The following is a 22,773-nucleotide window of genomic DNA, read 5'->3' on the forward strand; positions in this document are numbered from 1 at the left end:
GAGGGTGTTGCAAAACTCATAAATATCCAAAAATGAATGCATAAAGAAACCCGTTTTCCTGGAAGAATGATAGTATCCTAAAACTATCTCCAGAAAGGACGGATTTACTAGTATGATAACCAATTTTGATCAAAATCAATCCATTTTACAAATTTTATTTGCCTACGTAGACAGTTTAACCATTGGAGGCGTTCCGCCTATGACAGGCCGCCCACCCATCTGTAGAAAAGCTTTACTCAAATGTTTTTTTATAAAAACGGTATTCCAGATCAATTCATTACGTAAGTTAACTCGTTTTTTACATCAATATCCTTCATTTCGTGTATCTTGTGGCCTTTCGCTTGTTCCTCATATATCTACTTTTTCACGTGTAGGCACTTGGTTTCGCAACGAAGAAATTCCGTTGCTTCATAAACAAATTCTTCAAGAAAAGAATTTAGGGTTAATTCCGTGCGTTTTAATTGATAGTACAGCCTTACGGAGTAGTTTATATGATTCTCAAGCGAAATGGGGAAAATCTACTCGCTATGGTTGGTATAAGGGATATAAAACTCATGTCTGTTCTACACCAGAAGGTGTTATATTGTCGTATGCATTTACAACCGCAAATGTACATGATAGTAAAATAGCTCCTGCATTGCTTCGGGATATACAAAACCAAAATGTGTTATTTTCCGTTGCAGATGCCGCTTATGATAGTCAGCACATTCATGAAATTGCCGGAGCATGTGATATCTTTGCGATCAATCCAATTAACCCGCGTAATAGCGGACCAATCAAAAGTACACATCGTCGTGTAGTGTCTCATTTTCTACAAACTACCTTTGGCAAACAGTTGATGAAAGAGCGTGGAAAAATTGAACAACAGTTTAGTCATCTCAAAGATAAAGGGCTGGAACAGCCACGTTGGTATGGTCAAAATCGCTATCTATTGCATGTTCAGCTAGTTTTTCTGATTCATAACATTGCATATTTATTTTAGTTTTGCAACACCCTCTTGCTTATAAAAAATCTATGAAAAGGATTGACTTATTTTTTAGTTGTAACTATAATGATTACATCGAGGTGGTGATTACGATGAAAATTAGTAGCCGTTTTTCCATAGCTGTTCATATTTTATCTATTTTGAAAAACAATCCATCTTCACTTTGTACTTCAGACTATATGGCTGAGAGTGTCAATACAAATCCAGTAGTCATTCGTAAAATCATGTCGTACTTGAAACAAGCTGGCTTTGTTTACGTAAATCGTGGACCGGGTGGCGCGGGATTACTAAAGGATTTACATGAAATCACATTGTAGATGTGTATCATGCAGTGAACGTAGTCGAAGAAGACAAGCTATTTCATATTCACGAGCAACCGAATCCAGATTGTCCAATTGGGGCGAATATTCAAGCGGTGTTAGAAATTATTTTAATTCAAGCACAATCCGCGATGGAAGAAGTTTTGAGAAATATTACGATGGGGCAGTTGTTTGAAACTTTGCAAGAAAAAATGAATGCTTAAATAATATTTATATTTTTTTATCATTAATGTAACTTATTTGATTACAACGATAAGGTAAGGTGTAAAAGTTATGACTGTAAAAATGAAAGTATACTCAGATTTTATATGTCCGTTTTGTTTTTTAGCAAAAGGTCCATTAGATGAGGTAGCGAAAGAGAAAGATGTAGAGATTGAATGGATGCCATTTGAATTACGTCCAAGTCCATATTCAAAAATAGATCCATGGAATGAACCAGAAAAATTAGGTTCATGGGATGCTTTCATTCTTCCGACAGCGAAGAAGTTAGGAATTGATATGCGCTTGCCACGTGTTTCACCACATCCATATACACATTTAGCTTTCGAAGGATGTCAATTTGCAAAAGAACGTGGACTAGGTAATGAGTATCATCACCGCGTATTCACAGCATTTTTCCAAGAAGAGCAAAACATTGAAGATATTGATGTGTTAACAAAATTAGCGGTAGAAATAGGACTTCCTGAGGCGGAATTTAAAGATGCTTTAGTAACTCGTAAATATAAAGAAAAGCATCAAGAAGCAATTCAACACGCATATGATGAAGCGAATATTATGGCTGTTCCAACTGTCATGATTGGAGATGAAGTCATTCAAGGGCTTGCTAGTAAAGAAACACTAGAAAGGGTCATTGATAAAGAAATTGAAAAGGATAAAACAAATTCATTTGAAGGTATGCAATGTAATACCGATGGATATTGCTAATTCGCTTGTTATGAAATAACAAAATAAATGATAAAACAAACATTTGGAGGAATTAAAATGTCAGCAACTACAACAAACTTAAAAGAAGCAATCGTGAACCGCCGTTCAATTCGTAAAGTAACAAAAAATGATGCAATTACAAAAGAAAGAATTGAAGAAGTGTTAAAAACAGCTTTACACGCACCAACATCTTTCAATATGCAAAGTGGTCGTATGGTTGTATTAATGGATGGAGAGCATGAAAAGTTTTGGGATATCGTTAAAGAAACACTAAGAGCACGCGTACCAGCAGAAAACTTTGAAGCGACTGTAGAAAGACTAAAAGGCTTCCATGCAGGTGTAGGAACAGTTCTATTCTTTGAAGATCAAGCAACTGTAGAAAAAATGCAAGAAAATGCCCCATTATACAAAGATCAGTTTCCATTCTGGTCTCATCAAGGAAATGCGATGTTACAACATACTGTGTGGATGCTATTATCTGCTGAAGGAATTGGGGCGTCATTACAACATTACAACCCAATCGTAGATGCTGAAGTGAAAGAAACTTGGAACATTCCGGCAGAGTGGAGCTTAGTAGGTCAAATGCCATTTGGTGAACCAAACGAACAACCAGCAGAAAGAACGTTCTTGCCTACTGAAGATGTAGTGAAATTTTATTAAGAAATACAATATGTAACGAGAAGGAAGCTGTGCTTAAAAACAGCTTCCTTTTTTGTAGTGGTGTTAATTTATGCGCATTTAGGGAAGAAATATAAGAAATAATACGGTGAGAAGGGAATTAGAAAAATGAATGATGAGAAAAAATATACAGTGGTAGGTACTGATGTTGAGGAAGTAAAGCGTTTAAATAAAAATTCAGGGTTAACGTATAATCAAGTGAAAGAAATGTTAGCAAAGCAAATGCAAAAAAAGAAGTAATTAGATTGAAATCTTTCATTTTTTCATTTAGCATTTTGATTGGAGAGAGTTAAGTAAAAGGTAACTCTCTTTTTTGTATAGCTAAGCATCTTATAGAGTGGAGGAAGCAACATGAAGAAATGGGTAAAGGTAACGCTGTCTATCACTGGAGGCATTGTCTTATTAGCGTGTGCCGGCGGATATTACGTGTATAAAAATTATTTTCCAAAGGAACCTGAGCGTATTGTATATGATAAAGAAAGAGTGCTACAACCGATACATAATCAGCTTAAAGGAATCAATATAGAAAATGTAAAGATAAAAGAAAAAGAAGTCGTAAATGCGACTATAGATGAGCTTCAAAAAATGATTGATGATGGAAAGTTGTCATATGAAGAATTAACGAGTATTTATCTCTTTAGAATACAAGAACATGATCAAAATGGAATAACATTAAATTCTGTTACAGAGATAAATCCTAATGCGATGGAAGAAGCAAGAAAGTTAGATCAAGAGCGGGGGAGAAACAAAAAGTCGAATTTATATGGTATTCCTGTCGTTGTAAAAGATAATGTACAGACGGAAAAAGTGATGCCGACTAGTGCAGGAACTTATGTATTAAAAGATTGGATTGCAGATCAAGACGCAACAATTGTGAAGCAGTTGAAAGAAGAAGGAGCATTTGTTTTAGGAAAAGCGAATATGTCTGAGTGGGCGAACTATTTATCTTTTACAATGCCAAGCGGGTATAGCGGGAAGAAAGGACAAAATTTAAATCCGTACGGTCCGATTACATTCGATACTTCAGGATCAAGTTCAGGATCGGCTACAGTAGTTGCAGCAGATTTTGCGCCGCTTGCAATTGGAACAGAAACGACGGGATCGATTGTTGCACCAGCGGCGCAGCAATCAGTAGTTGGGTTACGTCCATCTTTAGGTATGGTAAGTAGAACAGGAATTATTCCATTAGCTGAAACTCTTGATACAGCAGGACCTATGGCAAGAACAGTAAAAGATGCAGCAACGCTATTTAATGTAATGATAGGTTATGATGAAAAAGATGTTATGACAGAAAAAATGAAAGATAAAGAAAGGATTGATTATACAAAGGATTTATCAATAGATGGATTAAAAGGGAAAAAGATAGGGCTTCTTTTTTCTGTAGACCAACAAGATGAAAATAGAAAAGCAGTAGCAGAAAAAATTAGAAAAGACCTTCAAGATGCAGGTGCGATATTAACTGATAATATCCAGTTAAGTGCTGAGGGTGTAGATAATTTGCAAACATTAGAATATGAGTTCAAGCATAATGTAAACGACTATCTTTCACAGCAAAAGAATGTACCGGTAAAATCGTTAGAAGAGATTATAGCGTTTAATAAAAAGGATAGTAAAAGACGAATAAAATACGGACAAACATTAATTGAAGGGTCTGAAAAATCTGCTATAACGAAAGAAGAGTTTGAAAACGTAGTGCAAACGAGTCAAGAAAATGCAAGAAAAGAGCTAGATAGGTATTTAGTAGAAAAAGGTTTGGATGCTCTAGTTATGATTAATAACGATGAAGTCCTTCTATCAGCTGTAGCTGGTTATCCGGAATTAGCGGTTCCTGCTGGATATGATAAAAATGGAGAACCAATCGGTGTAGTGTTTGTAGGGAAACAGTTTTGTGAAAAAGAGCTTTTCAATATTGGATATGCGTATGAACAGCAGTCTAAAAATAGAAAATCACCTAGTTTATAAAAGGTTATATGAAAAATAACTGGAATCCACCGAAATTATGTTGGTGGATTCCAGTTAAACGAATCTAACAATATGAAAAGAAAAAAAGGATTCTTCTCAATTAGTAAGAAAGATTGTCTATAGGAGTTCATAAAATGTAATATATTCAATTTCCATCCATTGAAGGGGGAGGTTAATTCTTAATGAATGAAGTAAAGAGTTTTTTTCGAAGTAGAGGGTTTCAACGGTTTCTCGTTTTAATAATAGTAGCGCTTGTATTATACGCATTAAAAAGTATGATTAATTTAATATTAATTACGTTTATACTGACGTTTTTAATGGATCGATTTCAACGTTTTATTTCAAGAAAATTGAAAGTAAACCGGAAAATTGTTATTGCATGTTTATATATAATACTAGTTTCCTTTATAGGCACAACATTATATAAATATTTACCTGTGCTGACGATACAAATTTCACAATTAATTTATCAATTTAAACTGTTTTTTCAAAATCCACCTGATAATGAAATCGTTAAATATGCACTTTCGACAATTAATGGGATGGAAGTATCAAAATATATAGAACAAGGTGTAGACGTCATATATCAATCAATAGCAAATATAGGGAAGGTAAGTTTACAAATATTATTATCTCTAATTTTAAGCTTATTTTTCTTATTAGAAAAAGAGCGTATTATTACATTTACATCTAAGTTTAAAGATAGTAAGTTAAAAATCTTTTATGAGGAAATTGCATATTTTGGTGAAAGATTTGCAAGATCGTTCGGCAAAGTAATTGAGGCTCAGTTTTTAATTGCCATTGTAAATTGTATTCTTACTGTCATTGCATTAATCGTTTTAGGATTTCCACAGCTACTTGTATTAGCTGTTATGATTTTCTTACTAGGGTTGATTCCTGTTGCAGGTGTGATTATTTCTTTGTTTCCACTTTGTATCATTGCTTACAACGTAGGCGGAGTTATGTACGTAGTATACATACTCGTATTCATAACAGTAATCCATGCTCTTGAAAGTTATTTTTTAAATCCGAAGTTTATGTCTGCAAAAACAAATTTACCAATATTCTACACATTTATGATTCTTATCTTCTCAGAGCATTTCCTCGGAATATGGGGGCTTATTATCGGGATACCAATCTTTATCTTTTTATTAGATGTACTTGATATAAATAATGAGGATGCGACTAAAAAATAAGAAATGATAGAAAATCACTAAAAAGTCATAGGAGATAATGAAAATAAAAAGCAATCCAAAATAAATTGGATTGCTTTTTATCTTAATTAAAGAACCGGAGCCATTGTTTCTTTCAATACTTGAACAGAGTGGTCGAATTTTAATTCTTCATCTTCACTTAATTCAACCTCTAAAATTTCACGAACACCGCCGCGATTTAAAACAGCAGGTACCCCGATATAAACATCTTTTTGACCGTATTGACCTTCTAAGTAAGCTGATACAGTTAATACACTATTTTCGTCGTTTAAAATTGCTTTTGTAACACGTAGAAGTGACATACCGATACCATAATAAGTTGCGCCTTTACGCTCAATAATATGGTAAGCTGCATCACGGACGTTTATGAAAATTTTGTCTAAATCTTCTTGATTATACGTGTTGTCTTTTTCAAGCAGTGTTTGTAGTTTTTGGATACCAACGGAAACATGGCTCCAAACTGGAAGTTCAGTATCGCCGTGTTCTCCGATAATATAAGCGTGAATGTTGTGTGGACCAATATCGAAGTACTCACCTAACATATAGCGGAAACGAGCAGAATCAAGCGTTGTACCAGAACCGATTACACGTTCTTTCGGTAAACCAGATTCTTTCCAAGTTACGTAAGTTAAAATATCTACAGGGTTTGTTGCGATTAAGAAGATGCCATCAAATCCGCTATCCATAATACTGCGAACGATTTGTTTGAAGATTTTAGCGTTTTTCTCAACTAAATCTAAACGTGTTTCGCCTGGTTTTTGTGGTAATCCAGCTGTAATAACTACAAGGTCAGCATCTTTACAATCTTCGTAGCTGCCTTTCCATACTCTAGTTGGAGCTGGTGCGAATGGAACAGCATGACTTAAGTCCATTGCTTCCCCTTCAGCTTTTGCCTCATTTACATCGACTAAAACAAATTCTTCAGCTACAGCCTGGTTAATCATGCAGTAAGCATAACTACATCCAACTGCTCCTGTTCCTACTAATACAACACGGTTAATACCTTTTTTCATTTCAAAATTCCTCGCAATTTCATTGATTTTATTATGTAAGATAATACGTCTTACTTCTATAGAGTCATATCTAGTTTATTACATTTTATAAAAGATATTCAAGTATTTGAAAATGTATCCGTGCAAATCAGCGAACAAAACATAGGAATTCAGTGAACCGAATATAATTCAGTAAAATCCTTTGTAAAAGGGGAAATGGCATGGGGAATCCATTAGCAATGGAAGAAATGCTTCATATTATTCATGCAGGGCTTGTTAAAAAGAATAACCCAAAACGGATTACGATTGCAGGTGCAGGGATTTCTGGATTAGTTGCAGGTTCTTTATTAAAAGAGGCTGGGCACGAAGTAACGATTATAGAAGCAAATAACAGAATAGGTGGCAGAGTGTATACGATTCGGGAACCATTTAGTGTGGGTTTATATTTTAATGCGGGCCCGATGAGAATCCCTGACACCCATAAGTTAACCTTAGCGTATATTCATAAATTTAAACTACCTTTAAACCTTTTTATAAATAAAACTTTTGCAGATATCATTTATACGAATAACATTCAAACGAGATTGAATGTGTTTGAAAATGATCCAAGTGTACTTGAATATCCGGTTTTGGATAAAGAAAAAGGAAAAACGGCAGAAGAGCTAATGATTGAAGTATTAGAACCAATACTAAATTACATTAAGAAGGATCCTGATAAAAACTGGCTTATCGTTGAAAAAAAGTATAAAACGTATTCGCTTGGTTCATTTTTAATGGAGTATTATTCAGATGGTGCGATAGATATGATTGGGGTACTTCTTGATATGGAAGCTTATATGGGAATGTCCTTAATTGAAGTATTACGTGAAATGATTTTCTTTACTTCAACAACGAAATATTATGAAATAACTGGTGGAATGGATAAGTTATCGAATGCATTCTTACCACAATTAAGGGAACATATTTTAATGCCGTATAAGGTTGATAAAATTATACAAGAAGATAATAAAGTAATGTTACAAGGAAATCATGAACAAACGTTAGAGCAATTTACAATAACAAGTGATTTTGCTATTATTACAATTCCATTTTCAGCGTTAAGATTTGTAGAAGTTCAGCCATACTATTTATTCTCTTATTTTAAAAAAAGAGCAATTCGTGAATTAAATTATATTGCTGCAACTAAAATTGCAATAGAGTTTAAAAGTAGATTTTGGGAGAAAGCGGGACAGTGTGGCGGTAAATCTATTACTGATTTACCGATACGGTTTACATACTATCCGAGTTATGGCATTCATACTCCAGGACCAGCTATCGTTATAGCAAGTTATACGTGGGCAGATGAGGCGTTAACATGGGATAGTCTCCCGCAAAGAGATCGTATTCGTTACGCATTAAAAAATTTAGCGGAAATATACGGTGACATCGTCTATAGTGAGTTTGTCACTGGAACATCTTTTAGCTGGAGTAAAAATCCGTATTCTTGCGGTGCATTTACAGCTTTCGAACCAGGCCAAGAGCTCGAGTTATTTCCGTATATTACACCACCATCTGGAAAAGTACATTTTGCAGGAGAGCATACGACATTAACACATGGATGGATGCAAGGGGCAATCGAGTCTGGAGTTAGAGTTGCATATGAAGTAAATGAACAGTGAATCTCTTATATTTACAAATGGTCATTCTTTTAATAAAATGATAAATATAAATCGTAATTATTACGCTTTGAATACATTTGAAGTAAAGAAATGGATGGTCGGTTGAATGAATAAAGTGGAGATTCATATATTAGGTGGTTTTTTAGGTAGTGGAAAATCAACATTATTACAAAATTTATTGTTAGCAGAGAAAAAGAAGAATAGAAAAGTTGCAGTATTAATGAATGAAATTGGTGAATACTCAGTAGATACAGATATTATTGGAAAAGAGAATGTTTTAAGAGAACTTCTTAAAGGATGTATTTGTTGTACGTTAAAAGAAGAGCTTGAAATACAATTACATTCGTTATACCAACAAGAAAGACCAGATGTAATTTATATAGAAACGACAGGTGTTGCGCATCCAATTGAAGTGTTAGACGCGTGTGTCTCGCCAATTTTAGCTCCTTTTCTGGAAGTGAAATCAATTGTAGTCGTTTTAGATGCAGTAAGGTGGTTAAATCGAAGTATATTAAGTGCAAATGTACAACAGCTATTGCATGAGCAACTGAAATTTGGTAGTCACATTCTTGTTAATAAAGCAGATTTACTAACAGATGAAGATAAGAATACAGTATTTGAAGAAGTAAAGGCAATAAATGATCATGCGAAAATGTATGAGACAAAGTATTGTAATATATCTTTAAAAGATATAGAAGAAGCAGAATTTCCAAATGATGAGGAACACGAGACACTACATGTCAAACAGCATTTACATATACAAACAATGACATATCAATTTACGAAACCGATTGATCAAGACAAATTATATAAATGGCTTTCGAATTTACCAGATAGTATTTATCGAGTGAAAGGTTTTGTGAAATTCCATGGAGATAAATACCCTCACCTATTCCAATATTCGTTCGGAGTACCAACTTTATTAGAACAAGACTTCGGTTTCCCGACAAACTTAGTAGTAATAGGAGAAGGACTAGATAAGAAACAATTGGCTGAAGGGTTAGAGAAAGTAGAACTTAACTCTAATTAAGGGGAAAAGACTAACTTAAAAATAAGTTAGTCTTTTTGTATGGTCATTACTGAAATGAAACAGTATTTTCAATTGGATTGCAGAATATATATTGATTGTATGTCCGTTTCCATTACATAGGAAGGTGATTATATATTTGTGCCGAATGTAGAGGGTACTACAAGAGTTTTCCATTATCTATCGAATTAGTTAGTCATGATTACGGACAGGGGATTTTGGCGTGTTTGATTCTATCAGAAAGTAAAGTATGGGGAGGATCACAATGTCGATGAAAAAACGTAAGTGGCTAAAAACAATGTTTACTGGTTGTGTTTTAGGTTCATTATTAATAACGGCAGCTTGTTCAGGAAAGAAAACAAGTACAGAGGATGAAAAAACGATTAAGGTAGGAGTCCTTGCTTCTTTAACAGGACCGCTAGAATCGTATGGAAAACAAACAGTGAACGGATTTGAATTAGGGTTAGATTATGCAACTGGTGGAACTGGGAAAGTAGATGGGAAAAAGATTAAGTTTGTTGTAGAAGATACAGAAACGAAAGCGGATGTAGCAGTTAAAAAAGCTACGAAGTTATTAGAAGAAGAGAAAGTTGATTTTTTAGTTGGATCGTCTAGTTCAAGTGATACGTTAGCGGTTTTACCACTGGCTGAAGAATATGAAAAGATTATGGTTGTAGAACCGGCAGTTGCGGATAGTATTACCGGGAAGAACTGGAATAAATATATTTTTAGAACTGGAAGAAGTTCCTCACAAGATGCGATTGCAGGAGCAGCAGCAATTGCGAAAAAAGATGTAAAGATTGCAACATTTGCCCCAGATAACGCTTTTGGTCGTGAAGGGATTGCTGCATTTAAAGCGGGTGCGAAAAAATTAGGTGCGAACATTGTGAATGAGCAATACGCGGATACAAATTCAACAGATTTTACAGCGAATATTCAAAATATCATTAGTTCAAAACCAGATTATTTATTTATCGTTTGGGCAGGGGCAAATTCACCTTGGAAACAGTTGAAAGATATGAATGTGGAAGCGCAAGGTATTAAAATTTCTACAGGTGCGCCAGATATACCAGCATTAAAAACAATGGATGCATTAGTAGGTATGCAAGGTTTTTCTGTATATTATCACACACTTCCAAAAAATAAAGTGAATGATTGGCTAGTTGAAGAGCATAAAAAACGTTTTAATGGTGCAGTGCCAGATTTGTTTACAGCAGGAGGAATGTCAGCAGCAATTTCTATTGTAGAAGCCTTAAAGAAAACAAAAGGTGATACAGATGTAGATACCTTGATTAAGAAAATGGAAGGAATGGAATTTGATACACCGAAAGGAAAGATGAAGTTTAGAGAGAAGGACCACCAAGCGATGCAGACACTGTATTCTATCACATTGAAAAAGCAAGACGGTGTTGAGTATCCGGTGCCAGTGTTAGAGCGAGAATTAACGATGAAAGAAACAGAACCACCAGTTCAAAATAAATAGACTGAATTTTCTGTTGTTTTTGTATAAAGAGGGGGGACCCTCTTTATACATATTTCTTTCATACTCACGGCTTTAAAGGGAGGGATTTCGTGACACATTTGCTAGAGACGAAAAATCTTAGTGTATCTTTTGGTGAACATCAAGTTATTAAAGATGTAAATTTAACTGTCCAAAAAGGAAAGCTCATTTCTATTATTGGGCCAAATGGTGCGGGGAAGACAACGTTATTTAATTTACTAAGTGGACAGATTTCACCCACAACAGGTGAAGTGTATTTTAAAGGGCAAGATATTACAAAACTATCGATTTCAGATCGAACACGCTTAGGAATCGGTCGCTCTTTTCAGCTTACAAACATATTCCCAGAATTAACGGTACTTGAAAATGTCCGTTTAAGTGTTCAATCATTCGTACAAGATTACTATAGTTTTTTCCCGAGTTCAGCAAAATTAAAGCAACAAGTTGGAGAGGCGAGACGTTTCTTAAAAACAGTATTACTTCATGAAAAAGAGAACGTATTAGCGAAAGATTTGGCACATGGAGAGAAAAGGAAGCTAGAACTTGCGATGTTATTAGCTTTAAAAACGGATGTGTTATTACTTGATGAGCCGACGGCAGGTATTTCGGTTGAGGAAGTCCCTGCTATATTACAAGTGATTGAAAATATTAAGAAACATCCAGAGAGCACAATTGTACTTATCGAACACAAAATGGATATGATACTAGGTTTGTCAGATCATCTTATCGTTTTATTTCATGGAGAGTTATTGGCTGAAGGATTGCCAGAAGAAATTATGAAAGATGAGCGTGTACAAAGTGCTTATTTAGGGGGATTATGTAGTGGCACTATTACAAGTGAATAATATAGAAACGTATTTAGATCAGTTTCATATTTTGCAAGGAGTATCTCTTGCTGTTGAGAAAGGGACGATTACTGTACTGTTTGGTAGAAATGGGGCAGGGAAAACAACGACATTACGTTCAGTGATGGGGTTTCACCGCATTGCAGATGGTGAAATTTATTATGATAGTGCAAAAGTGAGTGGATTACCTACACATTTAATTTCAAGGAAAGGAATAGGGTATGTACCAGAAAATCAAGGTATTTTTCATGATTTGACAGTAGAAGAAACTTTCGCTCTTGCTAGGGGAAAAGGTGAGGAAGTAGAAGGAAAAATAGAGTGGATGCTGGAACTATTTCCGGATTTAAAGCAGTTTTGGAATAAGAAAAGTGGGCTCTTGAGCGGAGGGCAAAAGCAAATGTTGGCTATTTCAAGAGCGTTTATTAATAGTGATGGATTATTACTTATTGATGAACCGAGCAAAGGGCTATCCCCGATAATGGTGGAGAAATTAATGGTAGCTATTTTGAAGATGAAAGAGAAAACAACAGTTTTACTTGTTGAGCAAAATTTTATGATGGCCAGTCAAATTGGCGATTATTTTTACATTATGGATAACGGACGAATTGTTCATAACGGTTTTATGAATGAATTAAAAAAGGATAAGGAAATGTGTCATAAATATTTAGGAATCTCTTAACATGAATCCGAGGTGAAAAGGATGGATGTGTTAATCAATTTATTTGTAAATGGGATTTCAACAGGGATGCTCATTTTTTTGTTAGCATCAGGTCTTTCACTTATTTTCGGTCTAATGAGCGTTTTAAACTTTGCACACGGTGGTTTATTTGCATGGGGAGCATTTACAGGTGTTTGGTTATTTAATATGACAGGAAGTTATATATTAGCTTTAGTTGGAGCAGTAGCCATGGGAATGTTCCTAGGATTTATTTTAGAAAGGTTTCTTATTAGACCGGTATATGGAAACCATGTTCGACAGCTGCTCGTTACGCTTGGAGGAATGCTCGTTCTTAGTGAGTGTATTAAAATATTTTGGGGGCCAAACCCTATTAGTGCAAAATTACCGTTATGGTTACAAGGAAGTTTTACATTCGGAGGTATTATATTAATTAAATATCGTCTATTCGTTATTTTAATTGGGATAATTATTTACATTGCACTACTACTATTACTCAAAAAGACGAAGATAGGTCTTATGATCCGTGCAGGTGTAATGGATAAAGAAATGGTTCAAGCGCTTGGTATTAATGTAAAAGCGATATTTTCTTTCGTCTTTTTATTAGGGGCAGGGATGGCAGCTTTGGGAGGATTCTTATTAGCACCGTATTCGGGCGTTATTTTCGCCGAGATGGGCATGCAGTATGCAATTTTAGCTTTTATAGTAGTAATTATCGGTGGATTAGGAAGCGTTCAAGGTTCAGCTATTGCTTCTTTAATTGTCGGATTAGCTGGTGCTTTTACAGCGTATTTTATACCAGATTTATCACTTGCAATTAATATGTTAATGTTACTATTTTTCTTAATAGTGAAGCCAACTGGACTTGTTGGTGAAAAGGGGTGAAATGGTGAACAACACATCGGACCGAATTAAAGTATACTTCGGAGTATGTATGCTCATTTGTTTAAGTGTATTTCCGTTCGTAAATGATTCACGGAGCCTGTTAATTTTGTTCACTCAAATCTTCATCTTTGCTATTTTTGCAATGAGTTTTGATGTATTGCTTGGGTATACAGGAATTGTATCGTTCGGTCATTGTATGTTCTTTGGGATAGGAGCATATGGGGTAGCGCTTTTATTTGATCGACAAGGCGTATCAATAACGAACTTTTTAATTGGAATAGTAGCTGCAATTATCGTTTCAGCAATCGTTAGTTATATAATTGGTTTGCTTTCTTTACGATTGAAAAGTCATTTTTATGCAATGTTAACACTTGCTATTTCACAGTTATTTTTCGTACTTGCTGAAAAATGGCGTGGGCTTACTCACGGAGGAGATGGTTTGACATTTGGTGTACCAGACGTATTCCGTGATCGTTTTACGTTTTATTATGTAACACTTATATGTTTACTTATCATTTTTGTTCTGTTACGTCTTTTCACCAAATCTTCTATTGGAAAAGTATTAAAGGCAATTTCCCAAAATGAGCAACGTGTTGAAGCACTAGGATATAAAGTGCTTCATTATAAAATTATTGTTAGCATTGTTGCAGGAGTAGTAGCTGCGATTAGCGGTGGTTTATTTGTTATCACATTGCGTTTTGTTAATACGACTGTATTTTCAATTGAAATGACATTAAATGCATTATTGATGACGATGATTGGTGGGGTTGGCACGTTAATTGGAGCAATTGCAGGAGCTGGAATTATTGAATCTCTAAAATATTATTTATCAGAACTAGCTACAGAGTATCCGATCTTTGAACGATGGACGATTATTCTTGGTTTATTGTACATTATCGTATTGCTAGTTTTCCCGAAAGGATTAGTTGGCACGGTTAAGGGACTGAAGAATATGAAACGGAATAAGAAGGAGAAAAGTGCAGAAGTGGAGCAAAATGTGTGAAAAATCAATTGTATAGAATATGAAAATCCCTCTTTTAGATTCATAAAGGAGGGATTTTTTATTAACCAAATAGTTCATCAGGGATTTGTTTGAAAGAGTTTTGATTTGTAAAAAAATGAACAACTAATTTCTCAACTGGAACATCTTCAATTGGTACCAATTTATCATTTTTAATCGGCAAAAAGGCTATCCCTTTTCCGTCCTGAATAAACTCTTCCATAAGCGAATAAGAATCTAATTGTTGAAGTTGACGCTGAGATAAATTATTTTCTTTTAGAAATTGTATCGTCTTATTTCTAAAAGGGCACTTTTTGTCATTACTAACGAAGAAGAGTTCCTTTGAATAGTCAATGATACATTTTTCTTGATCTTTTAGTAAGCCTATAGAAATTGAAGTAGTAAATACTTTTTTAAAACCTGCACCAGAATCATCCTCATAAGTGATGACCATATCAACTTTTTGTTGCTGTAGTAATTTTGGCAAATGACTACTATTTTCTACATATATTTGATAATTCATGAAATTTTCTTTAATACGCTTACTTAAATAATTAGTCAAAATCGATTGTGACGTCGCGATTATATAAGAAGACCCACTTGTTTTAATTTTATCTTTCGCTTCTTCTAATAGAGTTAATATTTGATTCGTGTAATCTAATAAAATGTCACCAGAAGGTAATAAGGAAACGCCTTTGTTATCTCTATGTAGTAAGGGCGTTTCTAATTCTTGTTCTAATTTTTTGATTCTTTCAGTTACGTTCGGTTGAACATAACCTAACTCTTTAGCAGCTTTACTAATAGAACCCTCACTGGCTACAGTTTTGAATATAATAAGATCATTTATTTCCATATATCTCAGCCCCTTATGCACTATCATTATAAATGATACCAAACATAATTTATACCTATTTTACGTTAGCTACTTATCGATTTATCATAATGTATATAAGATTGAAAGCGAGTGATAAACATGATTGGAATGCAATATAAGGTCATTTTGCCAAAGGATTATGACATGGAAATTATTAAGAAAAGGGTAAAGGATAATGGTTATAAAACTGATGGTTTCCAAGCACTAAATTTTAAAGCTTATTTAATTACGGAAACGGAGAAAGACGGGAATTTTTATAACTGCTATGCACCTTTATATATTTGGGATGGTCATGAAGGGATGAATAAATTTATATTTGAAGGGTACTACGATAATATTTTACAATCTTTTGGATGGCAACAAATACATATAGGTGTTCCATTAGTTGTTAATCTAAGTGATGGATTTAAGAAAAGTAGATATGTTGTTGAATATGCAGGAAGTATTTCTCAAAGTAAAACGCTGATTGGGACTCAATTAAACACGATGAATGAAAATGTACAAAACAATGAAAAGTGTTTAGGGAATATAATCGTTTATAATCCGGATAAATGGGGATATAGTAGGTTTGAGTTTTATGAAGAGAAGCCTGAAATTGTAGTGAATAAGGGTGTTACAGTATATGAGATTTTACACATTTCACGATGAAATTTTGTTGTATATTAAAAATAAGAAAAGGAATGAAAGTCTATGCCTTTTGTGAAGATTTATTATCCTGAAAACATATTAAATGAAGAAGAGTTGGAAAAAATGGGGGAATGTATCCATCTTTCATTAATTGAACATTTTAACATCCCTGAAAATGATTATTTTCAAATGTTCTTACCTTACCAACAAAACAAATTTTTATATAATCCATATTATTTGTTGGAAAGAGGAGAAAAGAGAACAGAGAATATGATTTATGTTTCTATTACATGTGGACCGGGAAGAACGGTGCAACAGAAAAAAGATTTGTATCAATCGGTATCCTTGAAGATTACGGAATATTCCGATGTTAAAACTTCGGATATTTTTATTACAATAAATGAGACAGCTGCTGAAAACTGGTCATTTGGTCAAGGAATAGCACAAATGGTGAAAATAAAGGGAGAAAAAATGAAAAATGAACTTATTGAAGTACATATTAAAAAGAAAATGAGAGAAATGGCACCTGCATTTGCTCATTATAGTGAAAAGATATTATTTGAGGAAGTGTGGCGGGATGCCACTTTAACATTAAGGGAAAGAAGTTTGTGTACTGTGTCAGCACTAATCAGTCTCGGTAATACAGAACAATTACAATTTCATCTGAAGCTAGCTAAACAAAATGGGATTAAGGAGAATGAATTGGTTGCATTAATAACACATATGGCTTTTTACGTTGGTTGGCCAAAAGCTATGTCAGCTTTAAATATAGTAATGAATGAAATGAAAAGCTAAGAATAATGAAAAGTAAGAATTCATGTTTATATGAATTCTTACTTTTCATTATTTATGCAATACTCTATCGCTATATTTATTACATTTTCTCTTGCTTTTTTATCACTTGCGTAGTAAAGTGATAGTAAGATTCACGATAGGAAGTGATCAAACATGCGTGATAATACGATAGGATCATTAATATGGTTACGTTTAATACGATTTACGAACCAAAGTAATCAAATGTCAAATGAGTTTTTAAAACGTTTTGATTTAACGACAGCTCAATTTGATGTGCTTTTGCAAATACGTACGTATCAACCACTAACACAAATGGAGTTAGCTGAAAAGGTAACTGTTACACAAGGTGGCATTTCTCGAATGTTAACTCGTCTTGAAAAAGAAGGATATATTGTACGAAAACAAGATTGGAAAACGAAAACAATTAGTCTTACAGAGCAAGGAGAAGCAGCTTTAGAGAGAGCATTGCCAGAACAACTTGCATTTCAATCTTCGTTTTTTGATGATGTATTAAATGAAGAAGAGCAGAAAATATTATATGAGCTGATGACGAAAGTTCATAAGCATAGTGAAAAAAAAGAATTACCGCAAGAGTAATTTTTTTTACACCATCAATTGACTAATCAAGTGATGGTGTAGGTAATACGGAGATAAACTTGACTTACCAACGTTTTTAGAAAAAAACTAATACTACTTTATTAAAGTCTAGTGGTAATAAGTCAAGAGTAAAACAAGACTGATTTTTTCTAGGTGCGATTTTTTCAGCATACGGAAATAGACCCGACCAAAAATGAAATTTTTTCGGGCCGTTTCCAAGATTGCGTCAATAACAAAGTGTTATTTTTCTATCACGCTCCTTGGTGGCGTGTAGAGTTGATGGTTACGTAGTAGCGTATCCACCAGACGCACAAATTTTCTTGCGGTTAAGACGATGGCTCTTTTGTGTTGATGTTTGGGTGTTTCTTTGTATTTCTTTTGATAAAATGCTTGATATTCAGGCAAATATCTTCTTACTGAATTGGCAGCCTCAACTAAGTAATAGCGAAGATAACGATTGCCTTGTTTGGTTAAGGGCGTATTTTCAGACTGATAATTTCCAGATTGCTTGATTTTCCAGCTTAATCCGGCATATTTAGCTAGTTTCGTTTGGTCTTCAAATCGTTGGATTTGTCCGATCTCAGCTAGTAATCCAGCAGCATACACTTTTCCAACACCAGGAATACTCGTCAAGCATTGGTATTCTGGTAGGACCATTACGAGCTGTTCAATTGCCTTATCAAGGTCTTTGATACTGGCTTCGAGTGCACGAATTTCGCGAGCAAGAATACTCAGGATAATATTGATGGATTCTTGAGCGACTTCTCCTAAACGATAAGACATAGTAATGGCTCGTTGAATCGTTTTCGCTAATCCTTCTGGATTTTTAAACCGGCCGTTACCTTTTTCTTGAAGCAAAGAGGCGAAATCTGTTAAAGGCATTTGAGCTAATTCTTCTAACCCATAATCTTCTGTCATTAAAGCGATTAAGGTAGCTCCAAATACAGAAGAAGGAGTTTCGCTATTCTTTAACTCACGCGTGAGCGTGTTGCATTTGTAAGTTAAATTTTCGAGAAAATGTTGTTTCGTTTCTACAAGTTGTCCAATTAATTGGTAACGTGTGCGAGTTAAACGTTGAAGAGCCATATATTTCTCTTCTTTAATGGGAGACGTAGTGAATCTTTGGATTCTTAAAAAGTCAGCGATTCGCATCGCATCATTTTTATCTGTTTTATCTTCATCAAATATTCGACTGAATTGCTTGATGCGAAAAGGATTTTCGATGGTAACGACGGTATTTATACGCTTTAATTCTCGATCCTCATTAAAAAATGTAGCAGGATGAAAGCTGTACATAGAAGTTGACTCCATGCCTATGACGATTTGAGAAAACGAGTACACATTTTGAAATTCTAAAATTTTTTGTTTAATTTGATGAGCGCCTTTCACGTCATTTCCGAGACTCGCTTCAAGAAGAATTGTCAATTGGTTATCGTCTGATAAAAAGCACACATCTAGTTTCTCAGAGCTGACATCTAATCCGACAAATAAGTTCATTTGGAAGGACCTCCTTTCATTGGTTATTTGGAATATGCTTCGATACTATGGGATTTCCCAGAAGCTCATTGCGTAACCACAACCTCGCCTACGAGAATACAATGACAACTTTTGGGGGCTACCTTTTGAACTACTATCCAAAAGCCCAATCAGTTATCGAAACAGCTAGTGTGTTGGTAGTGATAGCAATGGCTCGGGTAACAGACTTTTTATCGTAGACAGAGCTACAGGGGAAATGAGCAAATTCCCGATGGATCCTTTCCATACATCCATTGTATCTGGGAAATTCAATAATATCGAAACAAATTCCGTAAGGAATCTTGTTATCTATTTTTTTTAAAATCAGGGTAATTAGAAAGCAGAAATACTGATCTAAACTATATTCTACGAGNCGGAAATAGACCCGACCAAAAATGAAATTTTTTCGGGCCGTTTCCAAGATTGCGTCAATAACAAAGTGTTATTTTTCTATCACGCTCCTTGGTGGCGTGTAGAGTTGATGGTTACGTAGTAGCGTATCCACCAGACGCACAAATTTTCTTGCGGTTAAGACGATGGCTCTTTTGTGTTGATGTTTGGGTGTTTCTTTGTATTTCTTTTGATAAAATGCTTGATATTCAGGCAAATATCTTCTTACTGAATTGGCAGCCTCAACTAAGTAATAGCGAAGATAACGATTGCCTTGTTTGGTTAAGGGCGTATTTTCAGACTGATAATTTCCAGATTGCTTGATTTTCCAGCTTAATCCGGCATATTTAGCTAGTTTCGTTTGGTCTTCAAATCGTTGGATTTGTCCGATCTCAGCTAGTAATCCAGCAGCATACACTTTTCCAACACCAGGAATACTCGTCAAGCATTGGTATTCTGGTAGGACCATTACGAGCTGTTCAATTGCCTTATCAAGGTCTTTGATACTGGCTTCGAGTGCACGAATTTCGCGAGCAAGAATACTCAGGATAATATTGATGGATTCTTGAGCGACTTCTCCTAAACGATAAGACATAGTAATGGCTCGTTGAATCGTTTTCGCTAATCCTTCTGGATTTTTAAACCGGCCGTTACCTTTTTCTTGAAGCAAAGAGGCGAAATCTGTTAAAGGCATTTGAGCTAATTCTTCTAACCCATAATCTTCTGTCATTAAAGCGATTAAGGTAGCTCCAAATACAGAAGAAGGAGTTTCGCTATTCTTTAACTCACGCGTGAGCGTGTTGCATTTGTAAGTTAAATTTTCGAGAAAATGTTGTTTCGTTTCTACAAGTTGTCCAATTAATTGGTAACGTGTGCGAGTTAAACGTTGAAGAGCCATATATTTCTCTTCTTTAATGGGAGACGTAGTGAATCTTTGGATTCTTAAAAAGTCAGCGATTCGCATCGCATCATTTTTATCTGTTTTATCTTCATCAAATATTCGACTGAATTGCTTGATGCGAAAAGGATTTTCGATGGTAACGACGGTATTTATACGCTTTAATTCTCGATCCTCATTAAAAAATGTAGCAGGATGAAAGCTGTACATAGAAGTTGACTCCATGCCTATGACGATTTGAGAAAACGAGTACACATTTTGAAATTCTAAAATTTTTTGTTTAATTTGATGAGCGCCTTTCACGTCATTTCCGAGACTCGCTTCAAGAAGAATTGTCAATTGGTTATCGTCTGATAAAAAGCACACATCTAGTTTCTCAGAGCTGACATCTAATCCGACAAATAAGTTCATTTGGAAGGACCTCCTTTCATTGGTTATTTGGAATATGCTTCGATACTATGGGATTTCCCAGAAGCTCATTGCGTAACCACAACCTCGCCTACGAGAATACAATGACAACTTTTGGGGGCTACCTTTTGAACTACTATCCAAAAGCCCAATCAGTTATCGAAACAGCTAGTGTGTTGGTAGTGATAGCAATGGCTCGGGTAACAGACTTTTTATCGTAGACAGAGCTACAGGGGAAATGAGCAAATTCCCGATGGATCCTTTCCATACATCCATTGTATCTGGGAAATTCAATAATATCGAAACAAATTCCGTAAGGAATCTTGTTATCTATTTTTTTTAAAATCAGGGTAATTAGAAAGCAGAAATACTGATCTAAACTATATTCTACGAGGGGAGAGTAACTATGGAAAAATACCGTATAGATACAAGAAAAGGAATTGAGTTTGGATTATATTCAATTGGTGATCATGTTTTAAATCCACATAATGGGGAGAAAATTACGCCAGAAAAAAGAATTCATGAACTAATTGAAACAGCTAAGTTAGCAGATGAGGTAGGGCTTGATGTGTTTGCTGTAGGTGAAAGTCATCAAACGCATTTTACAACGCAAGCTCATACAGTTATTTTAGGTGCGGTCGCGCAAGCTACGAAAAATATAAAAATTGCAAGTTCCGCAACGATATTAAGTACATCTGACCCAGTTCGAGTATATGAGGATTTCGCTACCATTGACTTGATTTCTAATGGTCGTGCTGAAATCGTAGCTGGTCGTGGATCTCGTATTGGAGGATATAGTTTACTTGGTTATGACGTGAATGATTATGAAGAATTATTTGAAGAGAAGATGGATCTTTTATTAAAAATTAATAACGAGGAACATGTAACATGGAATGGACAGTTCAGAGCACCACTCGCACATGCATCGGTGATTCCAAGAGCGAAAAATAATAACTTACCAATTTGGCGTGCAGTTGGAGGTCCACCAGCTAGTGCAATTAAAGCAGGACGTGCAGGTGTGCCAATGATGATAACAACACTTGGTGGTCCAGCAATTAACTTTAAAGTGTCAGTAGATGCTTACCGCGAGGCTGCTCAGCAAAGCGGATTTGATCCAGCTAGTTTACCAGTTGCGACAACGAGTTTATTTTATACGGCAAAAAATTCACAAGATGCACTTAGTGAATATTACCCTCACATTAATGCTGGTATGCTTACACTGCGCGGTGATGGGTATCCGAAACAGCAATTTACAAATGCAATAGATTACCGTGATGCTTTAATGGTTGGTAGCCCACAACAAATCATTGAGAAAATGCTTTACCAATATGAATTGTTTGGCCAACAACGCTTTATGGCACAAATTGATTTTGGCGGTGTACCATTTGATAAAATTGAGAAAAATATTGAATTCATTGCTACTGAAATTTTACCAGCCGTTAGAAAACATACAGCAAAATAAATAAAAAAACTGAGAGTTTAATCGACTCTCAGTTTTTTTATTTGTTCTGGAAAAATGACAAAAAAATGAACTTTTAGTCGAGGAAGAGGGAAGTTATTTTCTATTTTTGAATAACATTATTTCGAGTTTGAATTTTGAAAATACATTTTTCTCTTGACAAAAAATAAGCATTTATCGTGGGTGCTTTCGAGGACATTTTTCCGAGTGAAAGTCAAGCGTATGAAGAAAAAACGATTGTTTTATAGATATAAAAGTAAGAAGTATATTGAAAAAACACATTTTGCTAATGAGAAAAATCTGATTCAAAAAAATGACAAAAGACATATTTCAGACAAAATGATGTCAATAATACGTCAAAAATAACCTGAATTTACTATGCAGGTATATTATACAATTCGATTAACGAATAAAACACTACAGAAATAGTGAAAAGGTAAAAAATAGCATTACAATAGTTTGAAAAACTGAAACTTCATATTTTTCGACAATACATACAAAATGTTTTTGTCTTTTCGTATTTCTTAATAATTGAGTTTGATA

The 22,773-nt window shown here is 34.7% G+C and carries 21 protein-coding genes and 2 pseudogenes; 19 read left to right on the forward strand and 4 right to left on the reverse strand.

Features of this window, described 5'->3' with window-relative positions:
• Positions 1 to 112 precede the first annotated feature (112 nt).
• From V6946_RS09660 to V6946_RS09690, 7 genes and pseudogenes are all read left to right on the forward strand, one after another.
• A complete protein-coding gene (locus V6946_RS09660) occupies positions 113 to 982 on the forward strand; it encodes an ISNCY family transposase (RefSeq protein WP_023520903.1) in 870 nt (289 codons plus the stop codon).
• Positions 983 to 1,077: 95 nt separating this feature from the next.
• A pseudogene (locus V6946_RS09665) lies at positions 1,078 to 1,508 on the forward strand (Rrf2 family transcriptional regulator).
• Between the two features lie 70 nt (positions 1,509 to 1,578).
• A complete protein-coding gene (locus tag V6946_RS09670; RefSeq protein ID WP_006922059.1) occupies positions 1,579 to 2,229 on the forward strand; it encodes a DsbA family oxidoreductase in 651 nt (216 codons plus the stop codon).
• A 57-nt stretch (positions 2,230 to 2,286) separates the two neighbouring features.
• Positions 2,287 to 2,889, forward strand: a complete 603-nt coding sequence (locus tag V6946_RS09675) for a nitroreductase family protein (RefSeq protein ID WP_001277021.1) — start codon at positions 2,287 to 2,289, stop codon at positions 2,887 to 2,889.
• Between the two features lie 126 nt (positions 2,890 to 3,015).
• Complete coding sequence (locus tag V6946_RS09680) at positions 3,016 to 3,147, forward strand: hypothetical protein (RefSeq protein WP_000997344.1); 132 nt, start codon at positions 3,016 to 3,018, stop codon at positions 3,145 to 3,147.
• 111 nt (positions 3,148 to 3,258) lie between these two features.
• Positions 3,259 to 4,869: an amidase family protein gene (locus V6946_RS09685; protein WP_006922062.1), complete on the forward strand. Its 1,611-nt coding sequence runs from the start codon at positions 3,259 to 3,261 to the stop codon at positions 4,867 to 4,869.
• 182 nt (positions 4,870 to 5,051) lie between these two features.
• Positions 5,052 to 6,065: an AI-2E family transporter gene (locus tag V6946_RS09690; protein ID WP_006922064.1), complete on the forward strand. Its 1,014-nt coding sequence runs from the start codon at positions 5,052 to 5,054 to the stop codon at positions 6,063 to 6,065.
• An 86-nt stretch (positions 6,066 to 6,151) separates the two neighbouring features.
• Here the strand turns inward: V6946_RS09690 and V6946_RS09695 are convergent, their stop codons facing one another.
• Positions 6,152 to 7,096, reverse strand: a complete 945-nt coding sequence (locus V6946_RS09695; RefSeq protein WP_000715321.1) for an L-lactate dehydrogenase — start codon at positions 7,094 to 7,096, stop codon at positions 6,152 to 6,154.
• A 200-nt stretch (positions 7,097 to 7,296) separates the two neighbouring features.
• On the opposite strand from V6946_RS09695, the gene V6946_RS09700 reads away from it, so the two are divergent.
• The 7 genes from V6946_RS09700 to V6946_RS09730 all read left to right on the forward strand — a co-directional run bounded on the left by V6946_RS09700 (position 7,297) and on the right by V6946_RS09730 (position 14,670).
• Positions 7,297 to 8,733, forward strand: coding sequence for a flavin monoamine oxidase family protein (locus V6946_RS09700; RefSeq protein WP_069355421.1), 1,437 nt, complete (start codon positions 7,297 to 7,299; stop codon positions 8,731 to 8,733).
• Positions 8,734 to 8,839: 106 nt separating this feature from the next.
• Complete coding sequence (locus tag V6946_RS09705; RefSeq protein ID WP_006920463.1) at positions 8,840 to 9,763, forward strand: GTP-binding protein; 924 nt, start codon at positions 8,840 to 8,842, stop codon at positions 9,761 to 9,763.
• A gap of 262 nt (positions 9,764 to 10,025) precedes the next feature.
• A complete protein-coding gene (locus tag V6946_RS09710) occupies positions 10,026 to 11,243 on the forward strand; it encodes a substrate-binding domain-containing protein (RefSeq protein WP_006920464.1) in 1,218 nt (405 codons plus the stop codon).
• Positions 11,244 to 11,332: 89 nt separating this feature from the next.
• On the forward strand, positions 11,333 to 12,106 hold the full coding sequence (locus tag V6946_RS09715; protein WP_006920466.1) for an ABC transporter ATP-binding protein: 774 nt from the start codon (positions 11,333 to 11,335) through the stop codon (positions 12,104 to 12,106).
• A complete protein-coding gene (locus V6946_RS09720) occupies positions 12,084 to 12,785 on the forward strand; it encodes an ABC transporter ATP-binding protein (protein WP_001196696.1) in 702 nt (233 codons plus the stop codon). The genes V6946_RS09715 and V6946_RS09720 overlap by 23 nt, the downstream gene beginning before the upstream one ends.
• 21 nt (positions 12,786 to 12,806) lie before the next feature.
• Positions 12,807 to 13,667, forward strand: a complete 861-nt coding sequence (locus V6946_RS09725) for a branched-chain amino acid ABC transporter permease (protein ID WP_000382787.1) — start codon at positions 12,807 to 12,809, stop codon at positions 13,665 to 13,667.
• A gap of 49 nt (positions 13,668 to 13,716) precedes the next feature.
• A complete protein-coding gene (locus V6946_RS09730) occupies positions 13,717 to 14,670 on the forward strand; it encodes a branched-chain amino acid ABC transporter permease (RefSeq protein ID WP_366982347.1) in 954 nt (317 codons plus the stop codon).
• Positions 14,671 to 14,731: 61 nt separating this feature from the next.
• Here the strand turns inward: V6946_RS09730 and V6946_RS09735 are convergent, their stop codons facing one another.
• Positions 14,732 to 15,520: a LysR family transcriptional regulator gene (locus tag V6946_RS09735; protein WP_366982346.1), complete on the reverse strand. Its 789-nt coding sequence runs from the start codon at positions 15,518 to 15,520 to the stop codon at positions 14,732 to 14,734.
• A gap of 120 nt (positions 15,521 to 15,640) precedes the next feature.
• Between V6946_RS09735 and V6946_RS09740 the strand changes: the two genes are divergently transcribed.
• The 4 genes and pseudogenes from V6946_RS09740 to V6946_RS09755 all read left to right on the forward strand — a co-directional run bounded on the left by V6946_RS09740 (position 15,641) and on the right by V6946_RS09755 (position 17,560).
• Positions 15,641 to 16,189: a DUF4865 family protein gene (locus V6946_RS09740; RefSeq protein WP_000579890.1), complete on the forward strand. Its 549-nt coding sequence runs from the start codon at positions 15,641 to 15,643 to the stop codon at positions 16,187 to 16,189.
• A 42-nt stretch (positions 16,190 to 16,231) separates the two neighbouring features.
• A pseudogene (locus V6946_RS09745) lies at positions 16,232 to 16,636 on the forward strand (tautomerase family protein); the annotation flags it as partial.
• 3 nt (positions 16,637 to 16,639) lie between these two features.
• Positions 16,640 to 16,963, forward strand: coding sequence for a carboxymuconolactone decarboxylase family protein (locus tag V6946_RS09750; protein WP_000787196.1), 324 nt, complete (start codon positions 16,640 to 16,642; stop codon positions 16,961 to 16,963).
• A 153-nt stretch (positions 16,964 to 17,116) separates the two neighbouring features.
• Positions 17,117 to 17,560: a MarR family winged helix-turn-helix transcriptional regulator gene (locus tag V6946_RS09755; RefSeq protein WP_001205523.1), complete on the forward strand. Its 444-nt coding sequence runs from the start codon at positions 17,117 to 17,119 to the stop codon at positions 17,558 to 17,560.
• Positions 17,561 to 17,800: 240 nt separating this feature from the next.
• Here V6946_RS09755 and V6946_RS09760 read toward each other — a convergent pair whose 3' ends face one another.
• Both V6946_RS09760 and V6946_RS09765 read right to left on the reverse strand, forming a co-directional pair.
• Positions 17,801 to 19,057: an IS110 family transposase gene (locus tag V6946_RS09760; protein ID WP_256426878.1), complete on the reverse strand. Its 1,257-nt coding sequence runs from the start codon at positions 19,055 to 19,057 to the stop codon at positions 17,801 to 17,803.
• 460 nt (positions 19,058 to 19,517) lie between these two features.
• A complete protein-coding gene (locus V6946_RS09765) occupies positions 19,518 to 20,774 on the reverse strand; it encodes an IS110 family transposase (protein WP_256426878.1) in 1,257 nt (418 codons plus the stop codon).
• A gap of 403 nt (positions 20,775 to 21,177) precedes the next feature.
• Between V6946_RS09765 and V6946_RS09770 the strand changes: the two genes are divergently transcribed.
• Positions 21,178 to 22,233, forward strand: a complete 1,056-nt coding sequence (locus tag V6946_RS09770; RefSeq protein WP_006921908.1) for an LLM class flavin-dependent oxidoreductase — start codon at positions 21,178 to 21,180, stop codon at positions 22,231 to 22,233.
• Positions 22,234 to 22,773 lie beyond the last annotated feature (540 nt).

It is taken from the genome of Bacillus sp. PPSBB_2, assembly GCF_045291115.1.
Taxonomy (GTDB): Bacteria; Bacillota; Bacilli; order Bacillales; family Bacillaceae_G; genus Bacillus_A; species Bacillus_A cereus.

Excerpts from the sequence above, each read along its gene's own strand:
- V6946_RS09695 (WP_000715321.1), bottom strand. The coding sequence starts at position 7,096 with ATGAAAAAAGGTATTAACCGTGTTGTATTAGTAGGAACAGGAGCAGTT.
- V6946_RS09680 (WP_000997344.1), top strand. The coding sequence starts at position 3,016 with ATGAATGATGAGAAAAAATATACAGTGGTAGGTACTGATGTTGAGGAA.
- V6946_RS09735 (WP_366982346.1), bottom strand. The coding sequence starts at position 15,520 with ATGGAAATAAATGATCTTATTATATTCAAAACTGTAGCCAGTGAGGGT.
- V6946_RS09675 (WP_001277021.1), top strand. The coding sequence starts at position 2,287 with ATGTCAGCAACTACAACAAACTTAAAAGAAGCAATCGTGAACCGCCGT.
- V6946_RS09690 (WP_006922064.1), top strand. The coding sequence starts at position 5,052 with ATGAATGAAGTAAAGAGTTTTTTTCGAAGTAGAGGGTTTCAACGGTTT.
- V6946_RS09705 (WP_006920463.1), top strand. The coding sequence starts at position 8,840 with ATGAATAAAGTGGAGATTCATATATTAGGTGGTTTTTTAGGTAGTGGA.
- V6946_RS09730 (WP_366982347.1), top strand. The coding sequence starts at position 13,717 with ATGCTCATTTGTTTAAGTGTATTTCCGTTCGTAAATGATTCACGGAGC.
- V6946_RS09660 (WP_023520903.1), top strand. The coding sequence starts at position 113 with ATGATAACCAATTTTGATCAAAATCAATCCATTTTACAAATTTTATTT.
- V6946_RS09685 (WP_006922062.1), top strand. The coding sequence starts at position 3,259 with ATGAAGAAATGGGTAAAGGTAACGCTGTCTATCACTGGAGGCATTGTC.
- V6946_RS09770 (WP_006921908.1), top strand. The coding sequence starts at position 21,178 with ATGGAAAAATACCGTATAGATACAAGAAAAGGAATTGAGTTTGGATTA.
- V6946_RS09755 (WP_001205523.1), top strand. The coding sequence starts at position 17,117 with ATGCGTGATAATACGATAGGATCATTAATATGGTTACGTTTAATACGA.
- V6946_RS09710 (WP_006920464.1), top strand. The coding sequence starts at position 10,026 with ATGTCGATGAAAAAACGTAAGTGGCTAAAAACAATGTTTACTGGTTGT.
- V6946_RS09750 (WP_000787196.1), top strand. The coding sequence starts at position 16,640 with ATGAAAAATGAACTTATTGAAGTACATATTAAAAAGAAAATGAGAGAA.
- V6946_RS09760 (WP_256426878.1), bottom strand. The coding sequence starts at position 19,057 with ATGAACTTATTTGTCGGATTAGATGTCAGCTCTGAGAAACTAGATGTG.
- V6946_RS09700 (WP_069355421.1), top strand. The coding sequence starts at position 7,297 with ATGGGGAATCCATTAGCAATGGAAGAAATGCTTCATATTATTCATGCA.
- V6946_RS09765 (WP_256426878.1), bottom strand. The coding sequence starts at position 20,774 with ATGAACTTATTTGTCGGATTAGATGTCAGCTCTGAGAAACTAGATGTG.
- V6946_RS09725 (WP_000382787.1), top strand. The coding sequence starts at position 12,807 with ATGGATGTGTTAATCAATTTATTTGTAAATGGGATTTCAACAGGGATG.
- V6946_RS09670 (WP_006922059.1), top strand. The coding sequence starts at position 1,579 with ATGACTGTAAAAATGAAAGTATACTCAGATTTTATATGTCCGTTTTGT.
- V6946_RS09740 (WP_000579890.1), top strand. The coding sequence starts at position 15,641 with ATGATTGGAATGCAATATAAGGTCATTTTGCCAAAGGATTATGACATG.